The sequence below is a fragment of the Aquimarina litoralis genome (assembly GCF_019295435.1).
In the GTDB taxonomy this organism is placed as follows: Bacteria; Bacteroidota; Bacteroidia; order Flavobacteriales; family Flavobacteriaceae; genus Aquimarina; species Aquimarina litoralis_A.
Window position 1 is genome coordinate 134,045 of sequence record NZ_WEKL01000003.1, and the last position, 20,186, is coordinate 154,230.

Annotated in this window: 21 protein-coding genes; 16 read left to right on the forward strand and 5 right to left on the reverse strand. The window is 33.1% G+C overall.

Going from position 1 to position 20,186, the window contains the following annotated elements; all coding sequences use genetic code 11:
* The first annotated feature begins 61 nt into the window (after window positions 1-61).
* Window positions 62-2,365, forward strand: a complete 2,304-nt coding sequence (locus GBO31_RS02745) for a sodium-translocating pyrophosphatase (RefSeq protein WP_219006781.1) — start codon at window positions 62-64, stop codon at window positions 2,363-2,365.
* A 73-nt stretch (window positions 2,366-2,438) separates the two neighbouring features.
* Window positions 2,439-3,434 carry an App1 family protein gene (locus tag GBO31_RS02750; protein ID WP_219006782.1) on the forward strand — a complete coding sequence of 332 codons (996 nt, stop codon included), beginning with the start codon at window positions 2,439-2,441 and terminating at the stop codon, window positions 3,432-3,434.
* Here GBO31_RS02750 and GBO31_RS02755 read toward each other — a convergent pair.
* Window positions 3,431-4,198: an XRE family transcriptional regulator gene (locus GBO31_RS02755; protein WP_219006783.1), complete on the reverse strand. Its 768-nt coding sequence runs from the start codon at window positions 4,196-4,198 to the stop codon at window positions 3,431-3,433. The two genes, GBO31_RS02750 and GBO31_RS02755, sit on opposite strands and share 4 nt — an antisense overlap.
* Window positions 4,199-4,365: 167 nt before the next feature.
* On the opposite strand from GBO31_RS02755, the gene GBO31_RS02760 reads away from it, so the two are divergent.
* From GBO31_RS02760 to GBO31_RS02775, 4 genes are read left to right on the forward strand one after another with little or no spacing between them, the layout of a single operon-like run.
* The gene (locus tag GBO31_RS02760) at window positions 4,366-4,746 is read left to right on the forward strand and encodes a DUF559 domain-containing protein (protein ID WP_219006784.1); all 381 of its coding nucleotides are present in this window, start codon (window positions 4,366-4,368) and stop codon (window positions 4,744-4,746) included.
* The gene (locus tag GBO31_RS02765) at window positions 4,736-5,998 is read left to right on the forward strand and encodes a putative DNA modification/repair radical SAM protein (RefSeq protein ID WP_219006785.1); all 1,263 of its coding nucleotides are present in this window, start codon (window positions 4,736-4,738) and stop codon (window positions 5,996-5,998) included. The genes GBO31_RS02760 and GBO31_RS02765 overlap by 11 nt, the downstream gene beginning before the upstream one ends.
* A gap of 7 nt (window positions 5,999-6,005) precedes the next feature.
* The gene (locus GBO31_RS02770) at window positions 6,006-6,779 is read left to right on the forward strand and encodes a TIGR03915 family putative DNA repair protein (RefSeq protein WP_219006786.1); all 774 of its coding nucleotides are present in this window, start codon (window positions 6,006-6,008) and stop codon (window positions 6,777-6,779) included.
* Window positions 6,780-6,832: 53 nt separating this feature from the next.
* The gene (locus GBO31_RS02775) at window positions 6,833-7,285 is read left to right on the forward strand and encodes a hypothetical protein (RefSeq protein ID WP_219006787.1); all 453 of its coding nucleotides are present in this window, start codon (window positions 6,833-6,835) and stop codon (window positions 7,283-7,285) included.
* Window positions 7,286-7,338: 53 nt separating this feature from the next.
* On the opposite strand, the gene GBO31_RS02780 is transcribed toward GBO31_RS02775, so the two are convergent.
* Entirely contained in the window at window positions 7,339-7,914 is a 576-nt protein-coding gene (locus GBO31_RS02780; RefSeq protein ID WP_219006788.1) for a nitroreductase family protein, read from the reverse strand.
* A 72-nt stretch (window positions 7,915-7,986) separates the two neighbouring features.
* On the opposite strand from GBO31_RS02780, the gene GBO31_RS02785 reads away from it, so the two are divergent.
* Both GBO31_RS02785 and GBO31_RS02790 read left to right on the forward strand, forming a co-directional pair.
* Window positions 7,987-8,694, forward strand: coding sequence for a methyltransferase domain-containing protein (locus GBO31_RS02785; protein WP_219006789.1), 708 nt, complete (start codon window positions 7,987-7,989; stop codon window positions 8,692-8,694).
* A complete protein-coding gene (locus tag GBO31_RS02790) occupies window positions 8,694-9,140 on the forward strand; it encodes a hypothetical protein (RefSeq protein ID WP_219006790.1) in 447 nt (148 codons plus the stop codon). The genes GBO31_RS02785 and GBO31_RS02790 overlap by 1 nt, the downstream gene beginning before the upstream one ends.
* Here GBO31_RS02790 and GBO31_RS27285 read toward each other — a convergent pair.
* Both GBO31_RS27285 and GBO31_RS02800 read right to left on the reverse strand, forming a co-directional pair.
* The gene (locus GBO31_RS27285; protein ID WP_219006791.1) at window positions 9,130-10,251 is read right to left on the reverse strand and encodes a pentapeptide repeat-containing protein; all 1,122 of its coding nucleotides are present in this window, start codon (window positions 10,249-10,251) and stop codon (window positions 9,130-9,132) included. The two genes, GBO31_RS02790 and GBO31_RS27285, sit on opposite strands and share 11 nt — an antisense overlap.
* A gap of 134 nt (window positions 10,252-10,385) precedes the next feature.
* The gene (locus GBO31_RS02800) at window positions 10,386-10,607 is read right to left on the reverse strand and encodes a hypothetical protein (protein WP_219006792.1); all 222 of its coding nucleotides are present in this window, start codon (window positions 10,605-10,607) and stop codon (window positions 10,386-10,388) included.
* A gap of 362 nt (window positions 10,608-10,969) precedes the next feature.
* Between GBO31_RS02800 and GBO31_RS02805 the strand changes: the two genes are divergently transcribed.
* The 8 genes from GBO31_RS02805 to GBO31_RS02840 all read left to right on the forward strand — a co-directional run bounded on the left by GBO31_RS02805 (window position 10,970) and on the right by GBO31_RS02840 (window position 15,896).
* Window positions 10,970-11,401 (forward strand): RrF2 family transcriptional regulator, encoded by a 432-nt coding sequence (locus GBO31_RS02805; protein ID WP_219006793.1) that lies wholly within the window; start codon window positions 10,970-10,972, stop codon window positions 11,399-11,401.
* A gap of 43 nt (window positions 11,402-11,444) precedes the next feature.
* Entirely contained in the window at window positions 11,445-11,915 is a 471-nt protein-coding gene (locus GBO31_RS02810; protein WP_219006794.1) for a hypothetical protein, read from the forward strand.
* Entirely contained in the window at window positions 11,884-12,201 is a 318-nt protein-coding gene (locus GBO31_RS02815; RefSeq protein WP_219006795.1) for a 2Fe-2S iron-sulfur cluster-binding protein, read from the forward strand. Before GBO31_RS02810 ends, GBO31_RS02815 begins: the two co-directional genes overlap by 32 nt.
* A 1-nt stretch (window position 12,202) precedes the next feature.
* Window positions 12,203-12,538, forward strand: coding sequence for a cupin domain-containing protein (locus GBO31_RS02820; RefSeq protein ID WP_219006796.1), 336 nt, complete (start codon window positions 12,203-12,205; stop codon window positions 12,536-12,538).
* Between the two features lie 22 nt (window positions 12,539-12,560).
* Complete coding sequence (locus tag GBO31_RS02825; protein WP_219006797.1) at window positions 12,561-14,849, forward strand: nitric-oxide reductase large subunit; 2,289 nt, start codon at window positions 12,561-12,563, stop codon at window positions 14,847-14,849.
* Window positions 14,846-15,253, forward strand: a complete 408-nt coding sequence (locus tag GBO31_RS02830) for a group III truncated hemoglobin (RefSeq protein WP_219006798.1) — start codon at window positions 14,846-14,848, stop codon at window positions 15,251-15,253. The genes GBO31_RS02825 and GBO31_RS02830 overlap by 4 nt, the downstream gene beginning before the upstream one ends.
* A gap of 60 nt (window positions 15,254-15,313) precedes the next feature.
* Complete coding sequence (locus tag GBO31_RS02835; RefSeq protein WP_219006799.1) at window positions 15,314-15,595, forward strand: hypothetical protein; 282 nt, start codon at window positions 15,314-15,316, stop codon at window positions 15,593-15,595.
* Window positions 15,596-15,662: 67 nt separating this feature from the next.
* A complete protein-coding gene (locus GBO31_RS02840; protein ID WP_219006800.1) occupies window positions 15,663-15,896 on the forward strand; it encodes a hexameric tyrosine-coordinated heme protein in 234 nt (77 codons plus the stop codon).
* Between the two features lie 112 nt (window positions 15,897-16,008).
* Here the strand turns inward: GBO31_RS02840 and GBO31_RS02845 are convergent, their stop codons facing one another.
* Window positions 16,009-20,025: a T9SS type A sorting domain-containing protein gene (locus GBO31_RS02845; RefSeq protein WP_219006801.1), complete on the reverse strand. Its 4,017-nt coding sequence runs from the start codon at window positions 20,023-20,025 to the stop codon at window positions 16,009-16,011.
* Between the last annotated feature and the right edge of the window lie 161 nt (window positions 20,026-20,186).

The window sequence follows — 20,186 nt, forward strand, 5'->3', positions numbered from 1 at the left end:
CGCTTTTTATATTTATATGAATTTACTACATTTAGCGACTAATTAACTAAAAAGACTTTTAATGGAATCAAACATGATCTATATGCCAATTGTTTTGGCAGCACTGGGGCTTATTTATATGCTAATTAAAAAATCTTGGGTAATGAAACAAGATGCTGGAGATGGTAAGATGAAAGAAATTTCAGATCACATCTATGAAGGTGCCTTAGCTTTCCTAAACGCAGAATATAAATTACTTTCGATATTTGTTATAATAGTAAGCATATTGCTTGCCATTGTTTCATTTATAGTTCCTACTACTCATTGGTTAATTGTAATTGCTTTTATTTTCGGAGCTGTTTTCTCTGCTTTTGCCGGTAATATAGGTATGAAAATAGCAACAAAAACAAATGTTAGAACTACGCAAGCTGCACGTACTAGTTTACCAAATGCACTTAAAATATCATTTGGCGGAGGTACGGTAATGGGCCTTGGTGTTGCAGGTTTAGCTGTATTAGGTCTAACCGCTTTCTTTATCATATTTTTTCACTTTTTTATGGGTGGAGAATGGACCAACACTATGGATATGACCGTTGTATTGGAAACATTAGCAGGGTTTTCATTAGGAGCTGAATCTATAGCATTGTTTGCTCGTGTAGGTGGTGGAATTTACACTAAAGCAGCAGACGTTGGGGCAGATCTTGTAGGTAAAGTAGAAGCTGGTATTCCAGAAGACGATCCTCGTAACCCTGCTACGATTGCTGATAATGTTGGAGATAATGTTGGAGATGTTGCCGGAATGGGTGCCGATTTGTTTGGTTCTTACGTAGCTACAGTATTAGCAGCTATGGTATTAGGAAACTATATTATTAAAGATATGGGCGGAAATATCGTTAATGAAGGATTTAATGGTATCGGACCTGTATTATTACCTGTAGCAATTGCTGGCGCTGGAATTATCATTTCCGTGATTGGAACAATGCTGGTAAAAATAAAATCCAATGAAGCCAAAGAAGCTCAAGTAATGGGAGCTCTTAATATAGGAAACTGGACTTCAATTGCACTAGTAGCGATTTCTTGCTTTGCTTTATGTACATATATGCTTCCAGAAACCATGAAAATGGAGTTTTTTGGAGAAGGTCTTGTTGACATTTCTTCGATGCGTGTATTTTATGCTACTTTAGTAGGATTGTTCGTAGGTGGTGTTATCTCAGCAGTTACAGAATATTATACGGGATTAGGAAAAAAACCAATTTTAGAAATTGTTCAAAAATCAAGTACTGGGGCAGGTACTAATATCATTGCTGGATTAGCGACAGGAATGATCTCTACTTTCTCTTCCGTATTATTATTTGCTGGGGCTATATGGGCATCATATGCATTTGCTGGATTCTATGGAGTTGCCATGGCAGCTTCAGCTATGATGGCTACAACTGCAATGCAATTAGCGATTGATGCTTTTGGACCTATTGCTGATAATGCAGGCGGAATTGCTGAAATGAGTGAACAAGAACCTATCGTAAGAGAGCGTACCGACATTTTAGATTCAGTTGGAAATACTACGGCTGCAACAGGAAAAGGTTTTGCTATTGCATCTGCGGCACTAACCTCATTAGCACTATTTGCTGCGTACGTTACCTTTACTGAAATTGATGGAATTAATATTTTCAAAGCACCTGTATTAGCGATGTTATTTATTGGAGGAATGGTACCCGTAGTATTCTCTGCATTAGCAATGAATGCTGTAGGTAAAGCTGCAATGGAAATGGTATATGAAGTTCGTCGCCAGTTCAAAGAAATTGCCGGAATTATGGAAGGAACTGGAAAGCCCGAATATGATAAATGTGTTGCTATATCCACAAAAGCTTCATTAAAAGAAATGATGCTACCAGGATTATTAACTATAGGTTTCCCATTAGCAATAGCTTTTGTTCCGATGATTTTCGGAATGGACCATCAAGCGATCGCAGAAATGTTAGGTGGCTATATGGCTGGAGTAACCGTAAGTGGTGTTTTATGGGCTATTTTCCAAAATAATGCTGGTGGAGCTTGGGATAATGCAAAAAAATCTTTTGAAGCTGGTGTAGAGATTAATGGAGAAATGACGTACAAAGGTTCAGATGCGCACAAAGCTGCTGTAACCGGAGATACTGTAGGAGATCCTTTTAAAGATACTTCAGGACCTTCAATGAATATTTTGATTAAATTAACCTGTCTTATTGGACTTGTTATAGCACCAATTTTAGGTGGTCATACCAGTGAAACTGCAGTAGCAAAACAAAATATAGAAATCATATCTCCAACTGAAAATAATACTACAGATGATATCAAAACTAAAAAATTATCTGATGTATCAGTTGAATCGAATGAAAGAGCTGTTCAATAATTTCAAAAAAAATAGTATCAAAAACCCCGCAAGATAGCGGGGTTTTTATCTTTATTTTAATAGGATTAACTCAATGTTCAAGAAAAAACCGTTACGAATTAATACGTACTTAGGCTATGGAACTAAGTCTAGACTTAGAGCTACAGGAAGAGCATTAGAAGATGAGAATATTGACTTTGATGGAAATACCAAAATATTAAAAACCTTATACAATATCTTTAAACAATTTGAAAGTGATGAGCTCAGAAAGACACCTGTTGAATTAAAACTTTCTAATGGTCAAACATTTAATACAACAACTGATTTAGAAGGTTATTATCATTTTGATGAAGCAATAGACATTGAGAATTTAGTAGATGCTGATAATTGGATTTCCTATATAGTTTCCTACAAGACGGATATTCAAAGGAAAATTATCCAATCAAATATTTTTAACGGTAAGATGTTAATCCCATCAAGTCGTGCTTCCTATGGAATAATCAGCGATATTGATGATACTATTTTACATACTGGTGTGGCTTCATTATTTAAATGGCGTCTTATAGTAAATACTTTTTTTAAAAATTTTGATAGACGACTTCCTTTAGAAGGTACAGTTCAATTTTACAAGAAATTAAAATCTGGTAAAACAAATGAATCTGTAAATCCTTTTTTTTATGTAAGTAATAGTCCTTGGAATTTATACGACTATTTAAGCGCATTTCTAAACATACATGATTTTCCAAAAGGTCCAATTTTATTAAGGGATTTTAGAACACCTTTTGACAAAACACCAAAACCAGTCGCACCTCATAAACACATGGAAATAATCAATCTGCTAGAGCTTTATCCTACACTAAAATTTATCCTAATAGGAGATAGTGGAGAAAAAGATGCAGATATATACACTAGTATTACAAGAAAATATCCTGATAGAATATTAGCTATTTATCTAAGAAGTGTACATCACAAAAGAAAAGAAAAAAGAATTCAAAAAATTATAAGTTCCTTTGATATCACTCCAATACTTCTTGTACGTTCATCTAATGAAGCAGTCGAACATGCTAAAAAACATGGGTTTATAACTTAATTCTTTAAGCTTCTCACCTCTGAAGTAAGTGCCAACATTGCATCCTGCAACTGTTTAATACTTGCTGTATCAGAATTAGCATCAATATTAAAACTAAGTTTACTATTTACTTCCCAAAGCTCCACTATTTGATGTGCATTAATAGAATATGGTAAATAATCAGAATTCAATGAGATTAAAGTCAAAGTCGAAGAATCTTCATTTTTTCTGACCTTCTTAACCACTACACTATCTTGCAAAACAACGACGTACAGTGCATTGCTCCGTAATTCAGAAAGATTATTTACCGCTTTTCCTATAACCCACTCTTTAGGTTCTAAAACAGGTAGCATACTATCACCTTCTACTTGAAAACCTCTATAAGTAGCATTCCTGTATTCGGGAAGTGGTATATCAAATGCTGGTAATTGCTGATACCAATCCACATCCTGTACATTATGTGGATAGCCTGCTGCAGCTTTAACGTTCACGAGAACAATATTTTCATTATTCTCGGAGTCTACCGTTACAATTTTTGGTGCAACATCACCATTATGTAACTGAATTTTCTTCTGATCACTTTCACCAAACAACCAAAGAGGATTTACTCCAAATTCCTGTAGCAATTTAGAAACAACTTTTCCTGAAATTTTAGTTTTCCCTCTTTCAATATCCGCTGTAGAATTCTTAATATCCAAAACTCTGGCAAAACCAGATTGGGTAAAATGATTTTCTTCACGAATAGTTTTAAAGCGTTGAATGGTTTGGTTGGTAATATTATCCATACAACTATAATTTATTTATTAGCATACATTTCTGTTACCAGTATTTGAGGCATTCTTTAACAAATATACTATTTTTTGGAATATTTCCAATTTTAACACAATTTCATTTTCATTTATATGGAATATTTCCATAAATTTGGAAAAATTACTAGTTAACCATTAATCCTATGAGATCACAAATCTTATTACATCAACCAGAATCTGAAAAAACAATACGTTATTCTTTAAATAATTCTATCGCTGTTCGAGAAGAATTATTTAAAAGGCTAACGGAAAAAGAATTCTTCTTTCTTAAGGATTATAAAATCAACAATTATACTTTTGATTTTTATTGTCCAACTTTTAAGATTGCCATTGAGATAGATGGATACGCCCACGAGTTTTCTGATGTGTATAATTTAGATGCTCCAAAAAAATTACATATCCATTCACTAGGAATTACTGTTCTGCGATTTACAGATTATCAAATCTTAGTAGACATTGAAGAGATTTTCAGGGCTATAAAGTATCAGATAAAACTATTCAATTCTACATCATATGTCGTTTGACAGAGTTCGCGAGAAGTTATCGATTCTAGCCGACGCAGCTAAATATGATGTATCCTGTGCGAGTAGTGGTGGAAAACGATCCAATAGTAAAAAAGGTCTTGGAAATAATACTGCTATGGGGATATGCCATAGTTACACTGAAGATGGTAGATGTGTATCATTATTGAAAATTTTATTAACTAATCATTGTATATTCGATTGTGCTTATTGTGTTACTAGAAAAAGTAATGATATAAAAAGAGCAGCTTTTAAAATCCAAGAAGTTGTAGATCTAACTATCAATTTTTACCGGCGTAACTATATCGAAGGTTTATTCTTGAGTTCTGGCATCTTTAAAAACTCCGATTATACAATGGAGAGACTCATCGCTGTAGCAAAAAAATTACGTTTGGAAGAGAATTTTAATGGCTATATTCATCTAAAATCGATACCAGGCACTAGTGATGAATTAATGAGAGAAGCTGGACTCTATGCTGATAGATTAAGTGTTAATATAGAAATTCCCACAGTATCTGGGCTAAAGCTTTTAGCTCCAGACAAAAAACATCAGGATTTTATTCAACCTATGGAGAAGGTTAAAAATGAAATCATACAATACAATGCAGAACGAAAAATAATTAAAAACACTCCAAGGTATGCTCCTGCTGGTCAGAGCACACAAATGATCATTGGAGCTACAGGAGAGAGCGATAGAGATATAATGTACTCTGCCACATATTACTACAAGAAATTTAATATGCGTAGAGTATACTACTCCGGCTATATTCCTATCAGCACAGACAATCGCTTACCATCTTTACAAACCGAAGTTCCCATTCTTAGAGAAAATAGATTGTACCAAACGGATTGGTTACTTAGATTTTATGGATTTTCGGTTAGAGAACTTTTAAATGATGAACATAAAAATCTGGATTTAGATATTGACCCTAAACTGAGTTGGGCGCTGCGAAATCCAAATATCTTTCCGATAGATATTAATAAAGCAGAAAAAAATCTTCTAGCTCGTGTTCCCGGAATTGGTATGCAATCCGTATATAAAATTATTCAAGCCCGAAAATTTAGAAGTTTAAATTGGGAACATCTCAAAGCAATTGGGATTTCTCTGAATAGAGCGAAATATTTTATCACCTGTAACTCGAAAGAAAACTTCCATCAAGATATATCTCCCTTGCAACTAAAAAGTATAATTATGCAAGCTTCTAAAAGTAAGCATCGTAAATATTTCAATAATCAATTGAGTCTTTTTCCATAGATTACACATGAATCCACAAACTATTTTACAATATGATGGCAGTTTTGATGGATTTTTATCTAGTGTATTTCTCGTATACGAGCAAAAAATAAACGCTCCTATTATCCAGAAACAATATGAGCAAAACAATCAATTATTTACTATTTCTGAAATTGTATATACTGATGAAGCAAAGGCAAAACGAGTATGGAGAGGTTTGCAAAAGAAAATTTCAAAATCTCAACAAAAGGTTATTTTTAAGGCTTTTTTAAGCGAAATAAAAGGTGTAGAAAACACCTTGTTATCTTATATTAAAAAAATATTCAAAGAACCAAATAGCAACTATTTGGATTACGGCGATAAAGATATTCTTAAAATTAGTCAAGTTGCTAAAATGGTAGAGAGAGAAAAGCATCGAATGGAAGCATTCGTGAGATTTAAACAAACAAAAGATAATACCTATATAGCCACTGTTGAACCTGACTTTAATGTTTTACCATTGCTAATTCATCACTTTAAGGATAGATATGCTGATCAAAAATGGTTAATCTATGATATAAAACGCGCTTATGGTATTTACTATAATCTTCATAAAGTAGAAATTATAACACTAAATTCCATATCTAAATTAAATCCAAACATTGAAAAAGATACATTTTCAGAACGAGAACTTGATTTTCAACAGCTCTGGAAGTCCTATTTTAATAGCGTTAACATCAAATCTCGAAAAAATTCAAAGCTACATATACAGCACCTTCCCAAACGCTATTGGAAATACTTGATCGAAAAAAACGAATTCTAAAATAAAATGTTAAATTTGACGTTCAATAACCCAATTAACTATATCTATCAATTATGAAAAGATTATTTTTAGGAGCAATTGCTCTAATGTTTGCAGTATCAGTAACTTCTTGTAAGGACACAAAAAAAGCCGAAGAAGCTGTAGAAGAAACTGCTGAGAAAGTAGAAGAAGCTGTAGAAGAAACTGCTGAGAAAGTAGGAGAAGCTGTAGAAGAAGCTGCTGAGAAAGTAGAAGAAGCTGCTAGTGGAATTCCTAGTTTTAGTGACGAAGCTATTCAGGAGTATGTAAACTCTTATGAAGAGTATGTTGCTGAATACAAGAAAATTGTAGAAAGTAAAGACATGACTGCTTTTGCTGGACTTAGCACAAAAGGTCAGGAACTTGCTACTAAAGCTCAGGAAATCTCTGGAAAATTAACTGGAGATGATGCTAAAAAGTGGACTGATTATATGACTGCAAAATCTAAAGAAATGCAGGAATTAGCTGCTAAAATGACTCAGCAGTAATAGTTCTAAAAATTTATAAAAAGCTATCTTCTAAAAAGAAGATAGCTTTTTTTTTAATCCATCCAAACCACCTTTTCATCAATATTTGTACGTTTAGAACTGATGTCATCCTCTTTGTCGTAATTTCCAACGTATAGAAAACCCAGACATTTTTCTCCTTCTTCCAAATCAAAAAATTCTCCCATATACTGTATTAAAGCAGGGCTACTCCAGTAACACCCAATGCTATTAGCAGCACAAGTTAGCCACATATTTTGTACTGCCATTGCTGTAGATGCAATTTCTTCCCATTCAGGAACTCTTTCCTTTTGATCCCTTTGCATGCATATGACTATAATTGCACTAGCTAAAGAACAGTTATTTTTAATCTTTTTATGCTTAAAAGGAGAAAAGCTTTCTTCAGGAGTAATATCAGTATACGTATCAGATAAAAAAACACCTAAACGATCCTTTGCTTCTCCTCTAACTACCTTAAACCTCCAAGGTTCTGTTAATCGATGCGTAGGAGCCCAATTTGCATTTTCTAATAACCTCTTTATAAACTCTTTAGAGACCGGTTGATCATTATATTGAGCTGGAAAAACGGATCTTCGTTCTCTTATTAATTGGTTTAAATACTCTTTATCCATTAATTTTATCTTTTTTATGTAAAGTTATTATTATTATTGAGACGAATTGAAATAAATACCAAGTTATAAATTTTGAATTTCCAAGTTCGTCTTCATACTTCAGAACAGTTAGATAACCTATCCCTATCCGGCATTATTTTATATAAAACATTAGGAAGTCTTAGATTAGTTAACACCTTGTTTGGCAATCATAGACAACTAACAAGAGCTGTATTGGATTACTGTTCGCAAAAGTCTGAGACCGAGTTTTTAAAAATAGTTGATTTAGGTTGTGGAGGTGGAGATAGTGCATTTAAAATTTACAATCGTCTGAACGAAGAAGGCATAAAGGTATCTATACTTGGAATTGATGGTAATCAAGAAAGTATTAAGTATGCAAATTCCAAATATGGATCACATGAACATATTAATTTTAAAACTGCCGACGTACTTGATAATTCATTTGTAATTCCTGATTGTGATATTATTGTAAGTAGCCATTTTATATATCATTTTAAGGATGATGAATTGGTTAATTTTATTCAAAAAGTACAGCAAAAAGGAATTAAGCATCTTATCTTTAGCGAACTAAAAAGAAGCAAAATTGCTTATTTATTATTTAAGATATCAAGTTTTATCTTACCCATCTCTGATATGGCTAAAAAAGATGGACTAATTGCCATAAGAAGAGCATTTACAGAAGAAGAACTTGATTCTATTTTAAATAAAGCTAGAGTAAAACGTTTCAAAATTTATAAAAAATTCTGGTTTAGAACATTAACAAAAATTGATTTATACTAATGAAAGAACTCTTCGTTAATAGTATTCATAAAATAAAAACAACACCAAAAACCTTACTAACAACCTATATAATGGTTTATTTTTTATGGGGATTAGGAATGAATGCTTTTGGCGCTGAAATGGAAATAGCAAGATTCACATATTGGTGGCAAGTGATTAGTTGTTATATTTTGTATATGATACCGATTTCTATTTTACTTAAAGACTACAATTTTTTTAATCAGTATGCATACGGATTGGTGGCTATGGGAATATTAGAATTTTTAGGTTACTGGTTACAAACTTCCTATGTGTATCCGAATAATATTTTAGATAAATTATTCAACCCGCAAAATTTTAGCTTGGGAATGGCCTTATTTTTTGCTTTGTATTTTCCTGCAGGAAATTGGCTAGTCCATAAAATTCATGGTATGATTTTCAAAAAACAGGTAAAGATTACTTCTTAATAAGAATAAATTGTTGTTTTCCTTGTTTTTTAACTCTGTATTTTTCTTGAATATCATCAGCTCCTTTTAGATCCAATGAGTCTTTGACATAGGATATCCAATCTTGTCGGTGTACGATTACGTTATCTAACACTATATCTGTTAAATTTGCATCCTCCAATTTGGTTCCCCACAACGTCGCCTCTGTTAAATCGGCTTCAGTTAGGTTTGCTCCAAACAATTTTGCATTAGTTAGATCTGCACTTAATAATTCGGAATATTTTAGATTTGATTCTGTCATATTTGCTCTTTTTAATATAGCATCTGAAAGATTTATCTTTTCCAAATTTGCTGACACTAACTCACTTCTTTCCATATTGGCAGCAGGCAGATTCACTTCGGATAAATTGGAATGACTTAAATTGATGTATTTTAGATTTACTCCTCTTCCTAAGAATATATCTTTGAAATATGTATAACTAAAATCAGAAGCATCCAAAATTTCTCTATATGATTGATCAGCAAGATTACTTCTTATCAAGCTAAATAATAACTGTCCTTTCTCTGGGCTTATTTTTTCATCTATCAATTCTCCGTCTTCTTCATATTTATATGGTTTCATCGCTCTAGTCAAACTCGCTATCCGCGCTTCTAAAACCGGACTAATGTTTCGTTCGCTAGATCCTTTATACTTTAATTCCTCACTTAAATCAGACAACAAATTATCCATAATAAACACTAATGAAGATCTCCTTTCGGCCTCTATTAAAGCATTTTGATTTCCTACCAAAGTATTTTGATTGATCACCAACCAAGTTTGGAACATCAATATAATCGAAGGAATCAAAGTAATTAATACACCAAATAAGCCAATCCGTGTTATTCGCCAAATGATATTAGAAGAAACGTCAGAAACTGTATCAACTGAGACTGAACTTGTTTCTTTATATTCATGGATTGCATTGTTAATACTTTTTTTAAGTCGAACTCCTAACAGAGGAACGCTAGATTTCTTAAGTAACCAAAAACCAACACTTTTTTTCTTTTCTCTTCTCTTTTTGATTTGATCTAGTTGATCCTGAAGAATTTTATTTTCTTTTTCTAACTGTTCAATTCGCTCTAGTTCGGACACTTTATTTCGGAGTTTGGATTATCAGTTTTCAATATATTAAAGTTATTCGATTCATTCCAAATAAAAAAGAAAGCCTTTTTATAAAAAAGGCTTTCCAAATCTAACATAATAAAATATAGTCCAAAACTATACCCTTACTTCATGTAGTTAGTGATATCATCTGAAATACTTTGTATTAAAGAAGCTTGCTCTTTTTCTTCTACTTGATTAATAATTTTAGCTAATAGTAATACATAACTTTTTACATATTCACATTTATCATCATCATTTACATACTCCTTCCCTTCTATAACGATAAAAGTAATTAGGTTACGTATAACCTGTCTTAAATCCGAAATATTCAACTCCTCGCTCATACGCTATATACATTTGCAGCTAAAACCTTTAATGAAAATAGTATTCTAATTAGCTAAAAATGAATATGTAGCTTCTTAAAAAAAGAAGATTTCCGATAAAAAACACTTTTTATCGATTTGAGTAATTAAGCATCATAATTTAAAAATGAATCCTAAAATTTTAGAAATTCGATTAAAGAGAAAGTAATTTATTCTATTTAATAAATTACAGCTAGGTTTACTATCAATTTTATTCATGTTTTTGACTTTCTTCTTATCTATCCATCAATAATTAAGTTCAAAATCAACAGTCAAAAAATTTTATAAAGGATATTTTTGTCCTTTATAAAAATATTATATAGTTTTGTATCAAACTTTATAGTATGTTTTCAAAATCTTGTGAATATGGTCTTAGAGCTATTATTTTTATAGCTCAACAAACTTCTCAAAATAATAAGGTTAGTTTGAACATTATTTCCGAAGAAATAAATTCACCACAAGCTTTTACCGCTAAAGTTTTGCAACAACTCACTAAAAACAACTTAGTAAAATCTATTAAAGGTCCTTATGGAGGTTTTGTTATAGAAGAAGAAAATATGGATACTAAACTTAGTGAAGTTGTAAGAGTATTGGATGGTGACTCGATATATACAGGATGTGGTTTGGGATTAAAGCAATGCGATGCTAATTCTCCTTGTCCTCTACATCACAGATTCGTAGCAATACGAAATGATCTTAGAAATATGCTTGAAAACACATCATTAAAAAGTTTGGCAAATGATCTAAATGCTGACCTAGCTATTTTGAAAAGATAAAAAATTTAATATAATAAAGGATAAAAAGATCCTTTAATCTTTTATGAAAAAAAATTATATAAATACCACTATCGCAATTACCTTTATTTGGATAGGTTTTATTGGTGCAATAAGTTTCATGGAGGCTTGGTTAAAATTTCAAGCTCCTGGTGTTACCAAAGAGATTGGTTTAAGTATTGGAAAATTAGTCTTTGGAGCCTTAAATACTATTGAAATTGCATTTGGACTAACACTACTATTCTTCCTCTTAACTAGAGCTAAGAAAATCGAAACACTTCTCATCATACTATCAATACCACTTTCTATTGTAATTGTTCAAACCGTATGGTTATTACCGGCACTAGATCAAAGAGCTGAAGATATTATTCAAGGAAAAGAAGTAACTAAAAGCTTATTGCATTTGTGGTATGTGCTATTGGAAATTATAAAAGTGATCGGTCTGATTATTTACGGAATTAAGAACCTTAGAAAACCCAAAAGAAATGAAGAATCCTTTACAGGTAACGATAATTGACTCGTTCAAAGAGGTTCATAAAATCAATTTTAAGCGCTATGAATATCCTAATCTTATGGAATTGATTATCGATAATTATTGCGAAGAAATCGGTGACTGCGGTGGGAGAGGAATGTGTAAAACCTGTTTTGTAAAACTGGTTAAAAACCCTAATAAAGAAGATAAAGATTCACTTAAGATCAATTTCACACAGGATCCCAATACAATGGACTACTTACTTGCTTGTCAAATCATAGTAGACGATTGTATCAATGAAATGACCTTTAAAATTTTAAATGATAATTAATATGAATGTAGCCTCACTAACCAAAGATGTGGTGTACAAAGAAAATAAACCCGCCATCACAGTTTTACTAAAAACCAAAAACATTAAAGAAGTAAGAATTGCAATGAAAAAAGGGCAATCAATGAAAGAACATAAAGCACCTTTTCCGATAGTGATTGCTGTATTTGAAGGTGTATTAAATCTTGGTGTTAATGGAAAAAAAACAATCCTCAAAAAAGGAGACTTAATAGCCTTAGATGCAAACATCCCTCATGATTTAAGCTGTATTAAGGATTGTATCATTCGTTTATCGATATCCACAGCAGATAGTATTGAAAGAGTCAAAAGTATAGCATAAATAATATTATAAAAAGTAACTAATGAAAAATATTTGGATTGGATTTATCAGTGTTGTAACACTCTCATTTATTGCACTAATATGGGTAGGAACAGAAATTTATCAAACCCAACCACCTATTCCTGACAAAGTGATTGTAAAAGAAACCCAAGAAATCGTATTGACCAAGCAAGATATACAAGAAGGACAAAATGTTTGGGAATCTATAGGAGGTATGGAAGTAGGGTCAATTTGGGGACACGGAAGTTATGTAGCTCCTGATTGGACAGCTGATTGGATTCATAAAGAAGCTGTGTATATGCTAGATGCTTGGGCTCAAGAAGAGTTTAAAGATCTTTATGAAAACTTAGACAACGAGAAAAAAGCTGCTTTAAAAGCTCGATTAATAAGTCATGTTAGAACTAATACATTTAATCCATCAGAGAATAGTATTACAATATCATTAGCAAAATATGACGCCTTTAAAAATAATAGTTCTCATTATGCTTCAATTTTTTCTAAAGGGCATGAGCAATATGCTATTCAAGAAGGTGCTCTAATCGATGTTAAAAAGCTAGATCAACTCAATGCATTCTTATTTTGGACCTCATGGGCTGCTAGTACTAACAGACCAAATAAAGATTACACCTATACTTCTAATTGGCCACATGAACCTTTGATAGACAATACCATTACACCAGATTCACAAATTTGGTCTGGTTTCTCTATCATTTTACTGTTACTATTTATTGGAATACTAGTGTATTACTATGTAAGAAATCATGAGAAAGGAGAAGCTATTAAACATCCTGAAAAAGATCCTTTAAAAAGTATAAACCTATACGCATCCCAAAAGGCAGTTTTGAAGTATTTTATCATTATTTCATTGCTTATAGGATTACAAATCATCTTAGGAATTCTTACTGTGCATTATACCGTAGAAGGACAGGCATTTTTTGGATTTGATTTGGCAAGTATTTTACCTTATTCCATAACTAGAACATGGCATACTCAATTAGCGGTATTCTGGATAGCAGCAACTTGGTTAGCCACAGGTTTATTTCTAGCTCCAATGATTAGTGGTAAAGAGATGAAATACCAGGTTTTTGGGATTAACTTTCTTTTTATCGCTCTTTTAATAATAGTTCTTGGCTCATTACTCGGAGAATGGTTAGGAGTGCATCAGTTTTTAGACACTACAACCAACTTTTTCTTTGGTCACCAAGGATATGAGTACATGGATTTAGGGAGGTTTTGGCAGATATTTCTCGGTATTGGTTTGGTGCTCTGGGTATTTATGGTCGGTAGACATATCGTATATGGTATCAATAGAAAAGATGACTCTAAACATCTATTAATTATACTTCTTGTATCTGTAATGGCGATAGGAATGTTCTTCTTTTCAGGATTAATGTACGGAGAGAATAGCAGTCTGCCAGTAATCAATTACTGGAGATGGTGGCTGGTACATCTTTGGGTTGAAGGCTTTTTTGAAGTATTCGCTACAGTAATTATTGCATTTATTTTCTTGCGAATGAAAATTTTATCTGCAAAAACTGCCGGTAAAGCTTCTATTGCTTCGGCAACCATATTCTTAGCAGGAGGAATTATAGGAACACTTCATCACCTGTATTATTCTGGCACACCTGTACAAGCCATCGCCCTCGGAGCAACATTCAGTGCCTTAGAAGTTGTGCCATTAACTCTAATGGGGTTTGAGATTCGTGAGCACTGGAACCTTCTGAAATCAACAACATGGATGCAAAAGTATAAATGGCCAATATTTTTCTTTATTGCTGTAGCCTTTTGGAATATGCTAGGTGCAGGAGTATTTGGTTTTTTAATCAATCCACCAATTGCGCTATACTACATTCAGGGATTAAACACTACGGCTGTTCATGCACATACTGCCTTATTTGGTGTATATGGAATGCTAGGAATGGGGTTTATTATTATTTGTTTACGATTTTATTCTGACAGATCCTGGGATTCTCCAAAACTAAAAAGAGCATTCTGGTTCTTGAATATAGGGTTAATTGCAATGGTAGTTCTAAGCTTATTACCAGTGGGCATAATTCAAGCATATACTTCTATAACAAAAGGCTACTCTTTCGCTAGAGATGCAGAACTATTGTATTCTCCAACAGTACAAACGCTTAAATGGCTTCGCATGATTGGAGATATTCTATTTTCAATAGGAATCTTCTATTTCTGCTGGTTTGCTATACAAGAAACGTGGTATTGTATAAAAGGAAAAAGAAAAACCATTAAAACATCAGCTTATAACACTAATAGCAATTTTAAAGCTTCTTTAAAAGCAGAAACGAAATGAGAGAAATAAAAAGTAGAGATGATGTTTTTGTATTGGTATCTAGCTTCTATAAAAACATAAGACAGGATGAAACCTTAGGTCCCATATTCAATGCACATATACAGGAAAAACAGTGGCCTGAGCATATCGAAAAACTTACTGATTTCTGGGTAACAGCATTATTTGGAAAGGTTTGTTATAAAGGAAATCCTGCAAAAGCCCATAAAAAAGTAGATCATAATCTGAATCATTCTATCAATCAAATTCACTTCGGGAAATGGTTACAGCTTTGGTTTTATACCATTGATAAATTTTATGAAGGAGCCATAGCTCAAAGAGCTAAGGATGCTGCTCGTAAAATGGCTACTAGTCAGTACTTATCCATCTGGAAAAACAGACCCCATCAAATAGAAATTAATAATTAATACATAATCCGAAGTCCAGTTGAAACTCCTTACTGAGCGGACTTCCATAAAAATAGAATTATGAAAATTTATCAAAATTATTTAGAAGAATATACAAAAGGAATTATTGGCTATTCTCCAATAGCAATTATTGGTCAAAGCTGCCTGGGATCGGTTGCAGCAATGTTTATTTTAATGAATGGAAATTCTACCATTCAAATGATACAGCTATTTATCATAACCATATTATGTATGTTTTTTAATGGTGCTATTTTATCACAACAAAAACCAAGAATAAGCTTTAACCTACTAATCCTAAGCACGGTATTTAGTATACTTTTTGTGGTTTTAAATCTGTTATAATCGATGTTCAACCAGCATACGAATTAAGTCAATTTAAAAAATTATAAATCAAAAAAGTAAAACAACTATGGAACAAAAAGAAATATGGCTTCCAAGCTTAATAACTGCTACCCCTCAAGAAGGTTTTGAACTAGCAATACAACTTTCTAGAAAAGGAGTTAAGTCTACACAACCTGATATAGAAGTTTTAAAAAGATTACGAAAAGATTATGCTAACAATGCATCGAGTCTAACCGCAGCTTCTCAAGTAATCGCCATAAATTTCCAAACAATTTCTGCGGCGAATAATTATTGGAAATAAGATAAATAAAGTAGTTTATGATCATAAAAAAAAGAGTCTGGAATAATATCCTATTCCAGACTCGTATCTAAACACCTACTTAAAACTACAAAAGGAGCTTGATTTCGTTGAGTTAATTAATTATTATTCTTTTATGACTTTGAGATTTGTTCTTATTCCAAGTTGTAATAAGATATACACCTCTTTCTACTCCTTGTAAATTCAAAGTAAATTCTGAAGTGTCATTATTTTGAACTGGTGTTGTTTTAATAATTCTTCCATTCAGATCTGTAACTCGTATCCTGATGATATCATCGTTCTTAATATACATCAATCCGTTATTTGGGTTTGGATATACTTTAACTGGTTTGGAGTCAGCATCATCCTCAATAAAATCAGAAGATCTTTGTGTATTCAAACCAAGAATGGTATTTAGGTTACTACTACCATGAATCCATCCGGATTGTGTTATTTGATTTACCCAATTATTTTCGATAGTATTATTCACCTGAATTCTGGTATCTCCCCAATATCCTTGTTCATATGGAGCATCCCAAAGACCTTGAGAATCCCAATCAGCATTTATATAGGTAATTGCTTTGATCACATCATCATTATTATTGATAAAATCAAAATAAGGCACATACCATTCATTCCAAATCTGAGAACCTGTTTTATTAAGAGTTCCTTGAGCTTCACTACCATCCCAAACCCTACTTATATTAGAGTTCGTTAATTGTTGATTGTCATATCCCTGATTCGCCGCTTCAGCAATCATAACAGCTTTTCCTCTTTCTCTTGCAAGACTTACCAATTCATTTGCCAGTGATAATTGCGTTGAAGGAGTATTATTATTCACAGTAGCTGTTTCATTGGGTCTTAAGAACCAAGACATTCCAAACCAATCCACATAGTTATCTCCAGGATAATAATTTAACAGATTTTCTATTCCTCCATCTAATATATCATCTATTGGAGATGTGGATGATTGCCATACATAAGCTACATTGGTTACTCCTTCTGCTCTTAAGATATCTACAATTCTTCTATATGCATTAATATAAATAGGTCCTGAATAGCCATTCCAATTCCCATCAAACTCATATCCTACTCTAAGATAAAAAGCAGTTGTATTTAATGCTTTGAAAAAATCTGCCATTTGTCGTATTTCGGCATCTCTACCTCCACCAGCAATATTATCTGTTTCTCCAACTAAGTATAAACCAATCTGAACAGCGGAGTCAGAAAATCCTACTGCCGCGCTATGCGCATTTAAAGGACCTCCACCCCAATCGATATCAACACCCAAGGGTTGATCACCTTGAGTCCATCCAAGAGCACCATTATTTCCTGATAGTAACACATTCGCTAAGTTTACATAGGTAGCAATACCAGTTGGTGTTGGACAATTTTGACAATCACTTATATAATCCGATACCGACAGTAAATCTTGACCAATAAAAATCATTTTTTCGCCAGTACTTGGCTCTAAATAGCTTCCCGTCGTACCTCCTGGAGGATTCGAACTACCTGCTGAAATCGTAACTGAATTTAAGCTTTGAGCACACTCATTATTACCCCATCTTACAAAAGTGTTATAAGTTCCAGGAACAAGATTTGACACTGTAGTAGCATTACTATTATCCGGAACATTATATGGGTATGTATTTCCTCCATCGATACTAAACTCAATATTGCTTCTGTTCGGATTATCATTAAAGTTGAAAGTAATACTTCCATCATTTGCTCCTTGCTGAGTTTCATTGGTTGATGACACTGTAGCTGATGGTATATCTCCATTACCACAAGGTTCATTTCCTGTATCTCCATCCTCAAAAATCCTTACATTTCTGAAGAAACTTGTATTTCCAGAACCATTATCGTTATCATTTACTAATACAAGGTTCATATTGGTACCTGTATAATAATCTCCTACACGAATACTAAAAGACTGATATCCGGATTGTGTATAGTCAAAATCTCTGTTCCCCCAATTTTGTGTACCATGCAATTGGAAAATTTGGGTAGCAGACAAATTCTCATCGCTATCAAAACCAATACCATGAATTTCACCTTGTGAAGTACTTTGAAATTCGAATTCAATAACCGTATTTGCTGTTATATTATATGAGGTATTGGTTTGTCTCCAAGTATTATCAGTTAGTACTGCAGTAAATCCATTATTCTGGATATTGATATTTGAYGCATTATCCTGATTACTAAAAGATGAAGTACCTGTTTGATTAAAGTTAATACAGTCATCGCAATTGGATCCTCCACTATCATTACCAGCAGCTATAGTAATTTGTTGTAAACTTCTAGCACATTCGTCATTACCCCACCTTACAAAAGTAGAATAGCTTCCTGGAGCGAGATTTGATACAGTGGTAGATCCACTATTATCTGGAACATTATAGGGATACGTATTACCACCATCGATACTAAACTCAATATTAGATCGATTATTGGCATCTGAAAAAGTAAAAGTAATACTACCATCATTTGCTCCTTGAGAACTTTCATCTGTTTTAGCTACTGAGGCATTTGGAATATCGTTTCCTGTACAAGGCTCGGTTCCGCTTCCACCATCATTGTCGATAAAGTTTAAATAATCAACATTTAATGCTTGATCACCTCCTCCTTGATTAATAATTTGGAATGAAGCTCCTGCAGCTACATTCACGTCAATAGATGTTGTAGTATACGATCCTACCCAAGCTCCGTTCGAACTGAAATTTAGTGTTCCAACATCTTGTCCATTTACTAACACCGATATTCCTCCAGAATTTTGTGAGGCATAGATCACTTCAACTTTTTGTGCTTTTGGTGCATTATTTATGGTAAATCCATTTCCATTTTGATCTAGAAAAGCAACTCCTTGTCCGCCACTGGCTGGTCCATCATTATAGTACTGAGCCTGACCAGAAAGACTTCCAGTTTCAGCTTCTATTTTTGTGGTTGTTTCTTCACCACCAGTATCACAAGGTGTGCAACTTCCTCCACAATCGATTCCTGTTTCGTCTCCGTTTTGGATACCATCTGTGCAAGTTGGATCTGGTGGAGGATTATTGGTAATCCCTAAATCATTTAGTAGATTAGGACCTCCATGTAAAAAGTTACCATTATTGATATAATTAATCCAGTTAGTCGTAATCAATTGATCTGTTTCAATTCTAGTATCTCCCCAATGAACTCCTGAGTTTGCCCATAAAGGTTGTGATTGCCAATCTGCATTAATCCAAGCCACAGCTCTAATAACATCTCTGTTATCATCAATAAACGGAATGAATTGATCTCTAAAAAACTGATCCCATATGCCTTGACTTCCAAGAGTAGTAACTCCACCGAAATGATAGGTTCCCTGATCAAATTCATAATATTGAGCAGAAGCTTCTGCCACCATCATAGGTTTATTCTTATTTCTGGCAAATTCTAATGCGTATTCTAAATTTGCTGCATTAAAATCCTGTGAATAAAAGAAAAAAGATAATCCTACATAGTCTACATAGGCATCTCCAGGATAATATCCATCAATAATGTTTGGTGCATTTTCTCCCCAAGTGGCAGACTGCCATACATAAGCAACATTGGTTACTCCTTTTCCATTCAGATAATCTACAATATATCGGTAACCTGCCTTATATCTGTTTTGATCATATCCGTTCCATGGACCATCAAATTCATATCCGATTCTTAGATAAATTGGTCGTGGACTATTTCGCATAGCAAAATCCGCGAACTTATCTAATTCATCATTATGAAGACCATTTACCAATTCAGTAAGTCCATTTGGATGATCTTCTCCTTGACCATCCGCTTCTTCTCTCATCCAAAATCCAACAGAGAGTCCAGAATTTGGATATCGATTCATGGCTTCMTGTAATCCAATATCACCTGCATCATAATTGGTAATATCATTTAACCCTGCCATGGTATACAGATCCGTATACATAGTTACTCCTGCTGGAGTAGGAAACTGACCCGAATTTACATATCCTTGAACAGAACCTAAATCCTGACCAATAATTAACAGGGTTTTTCCATCTACAGGAGCAAATTTTCCGGGTATTGTATTTTGTGAAAATAATGAGGCATACCCTATAACAGATATAAGTAATAGCAATATGCGGTTTGTGTTAAATGTGAGCATAATAATTGTGTTAAATTAAGGGCAATACAATCATCTTGTGATTTTATTGACATATTATCAAAATTATTAACGCTTTATTACAAATCCATAAATACTACTACTCAGACAATACAAATTAACTACAGTTTTACTACGCAAATCATTCTAGGTAAGATTTACAT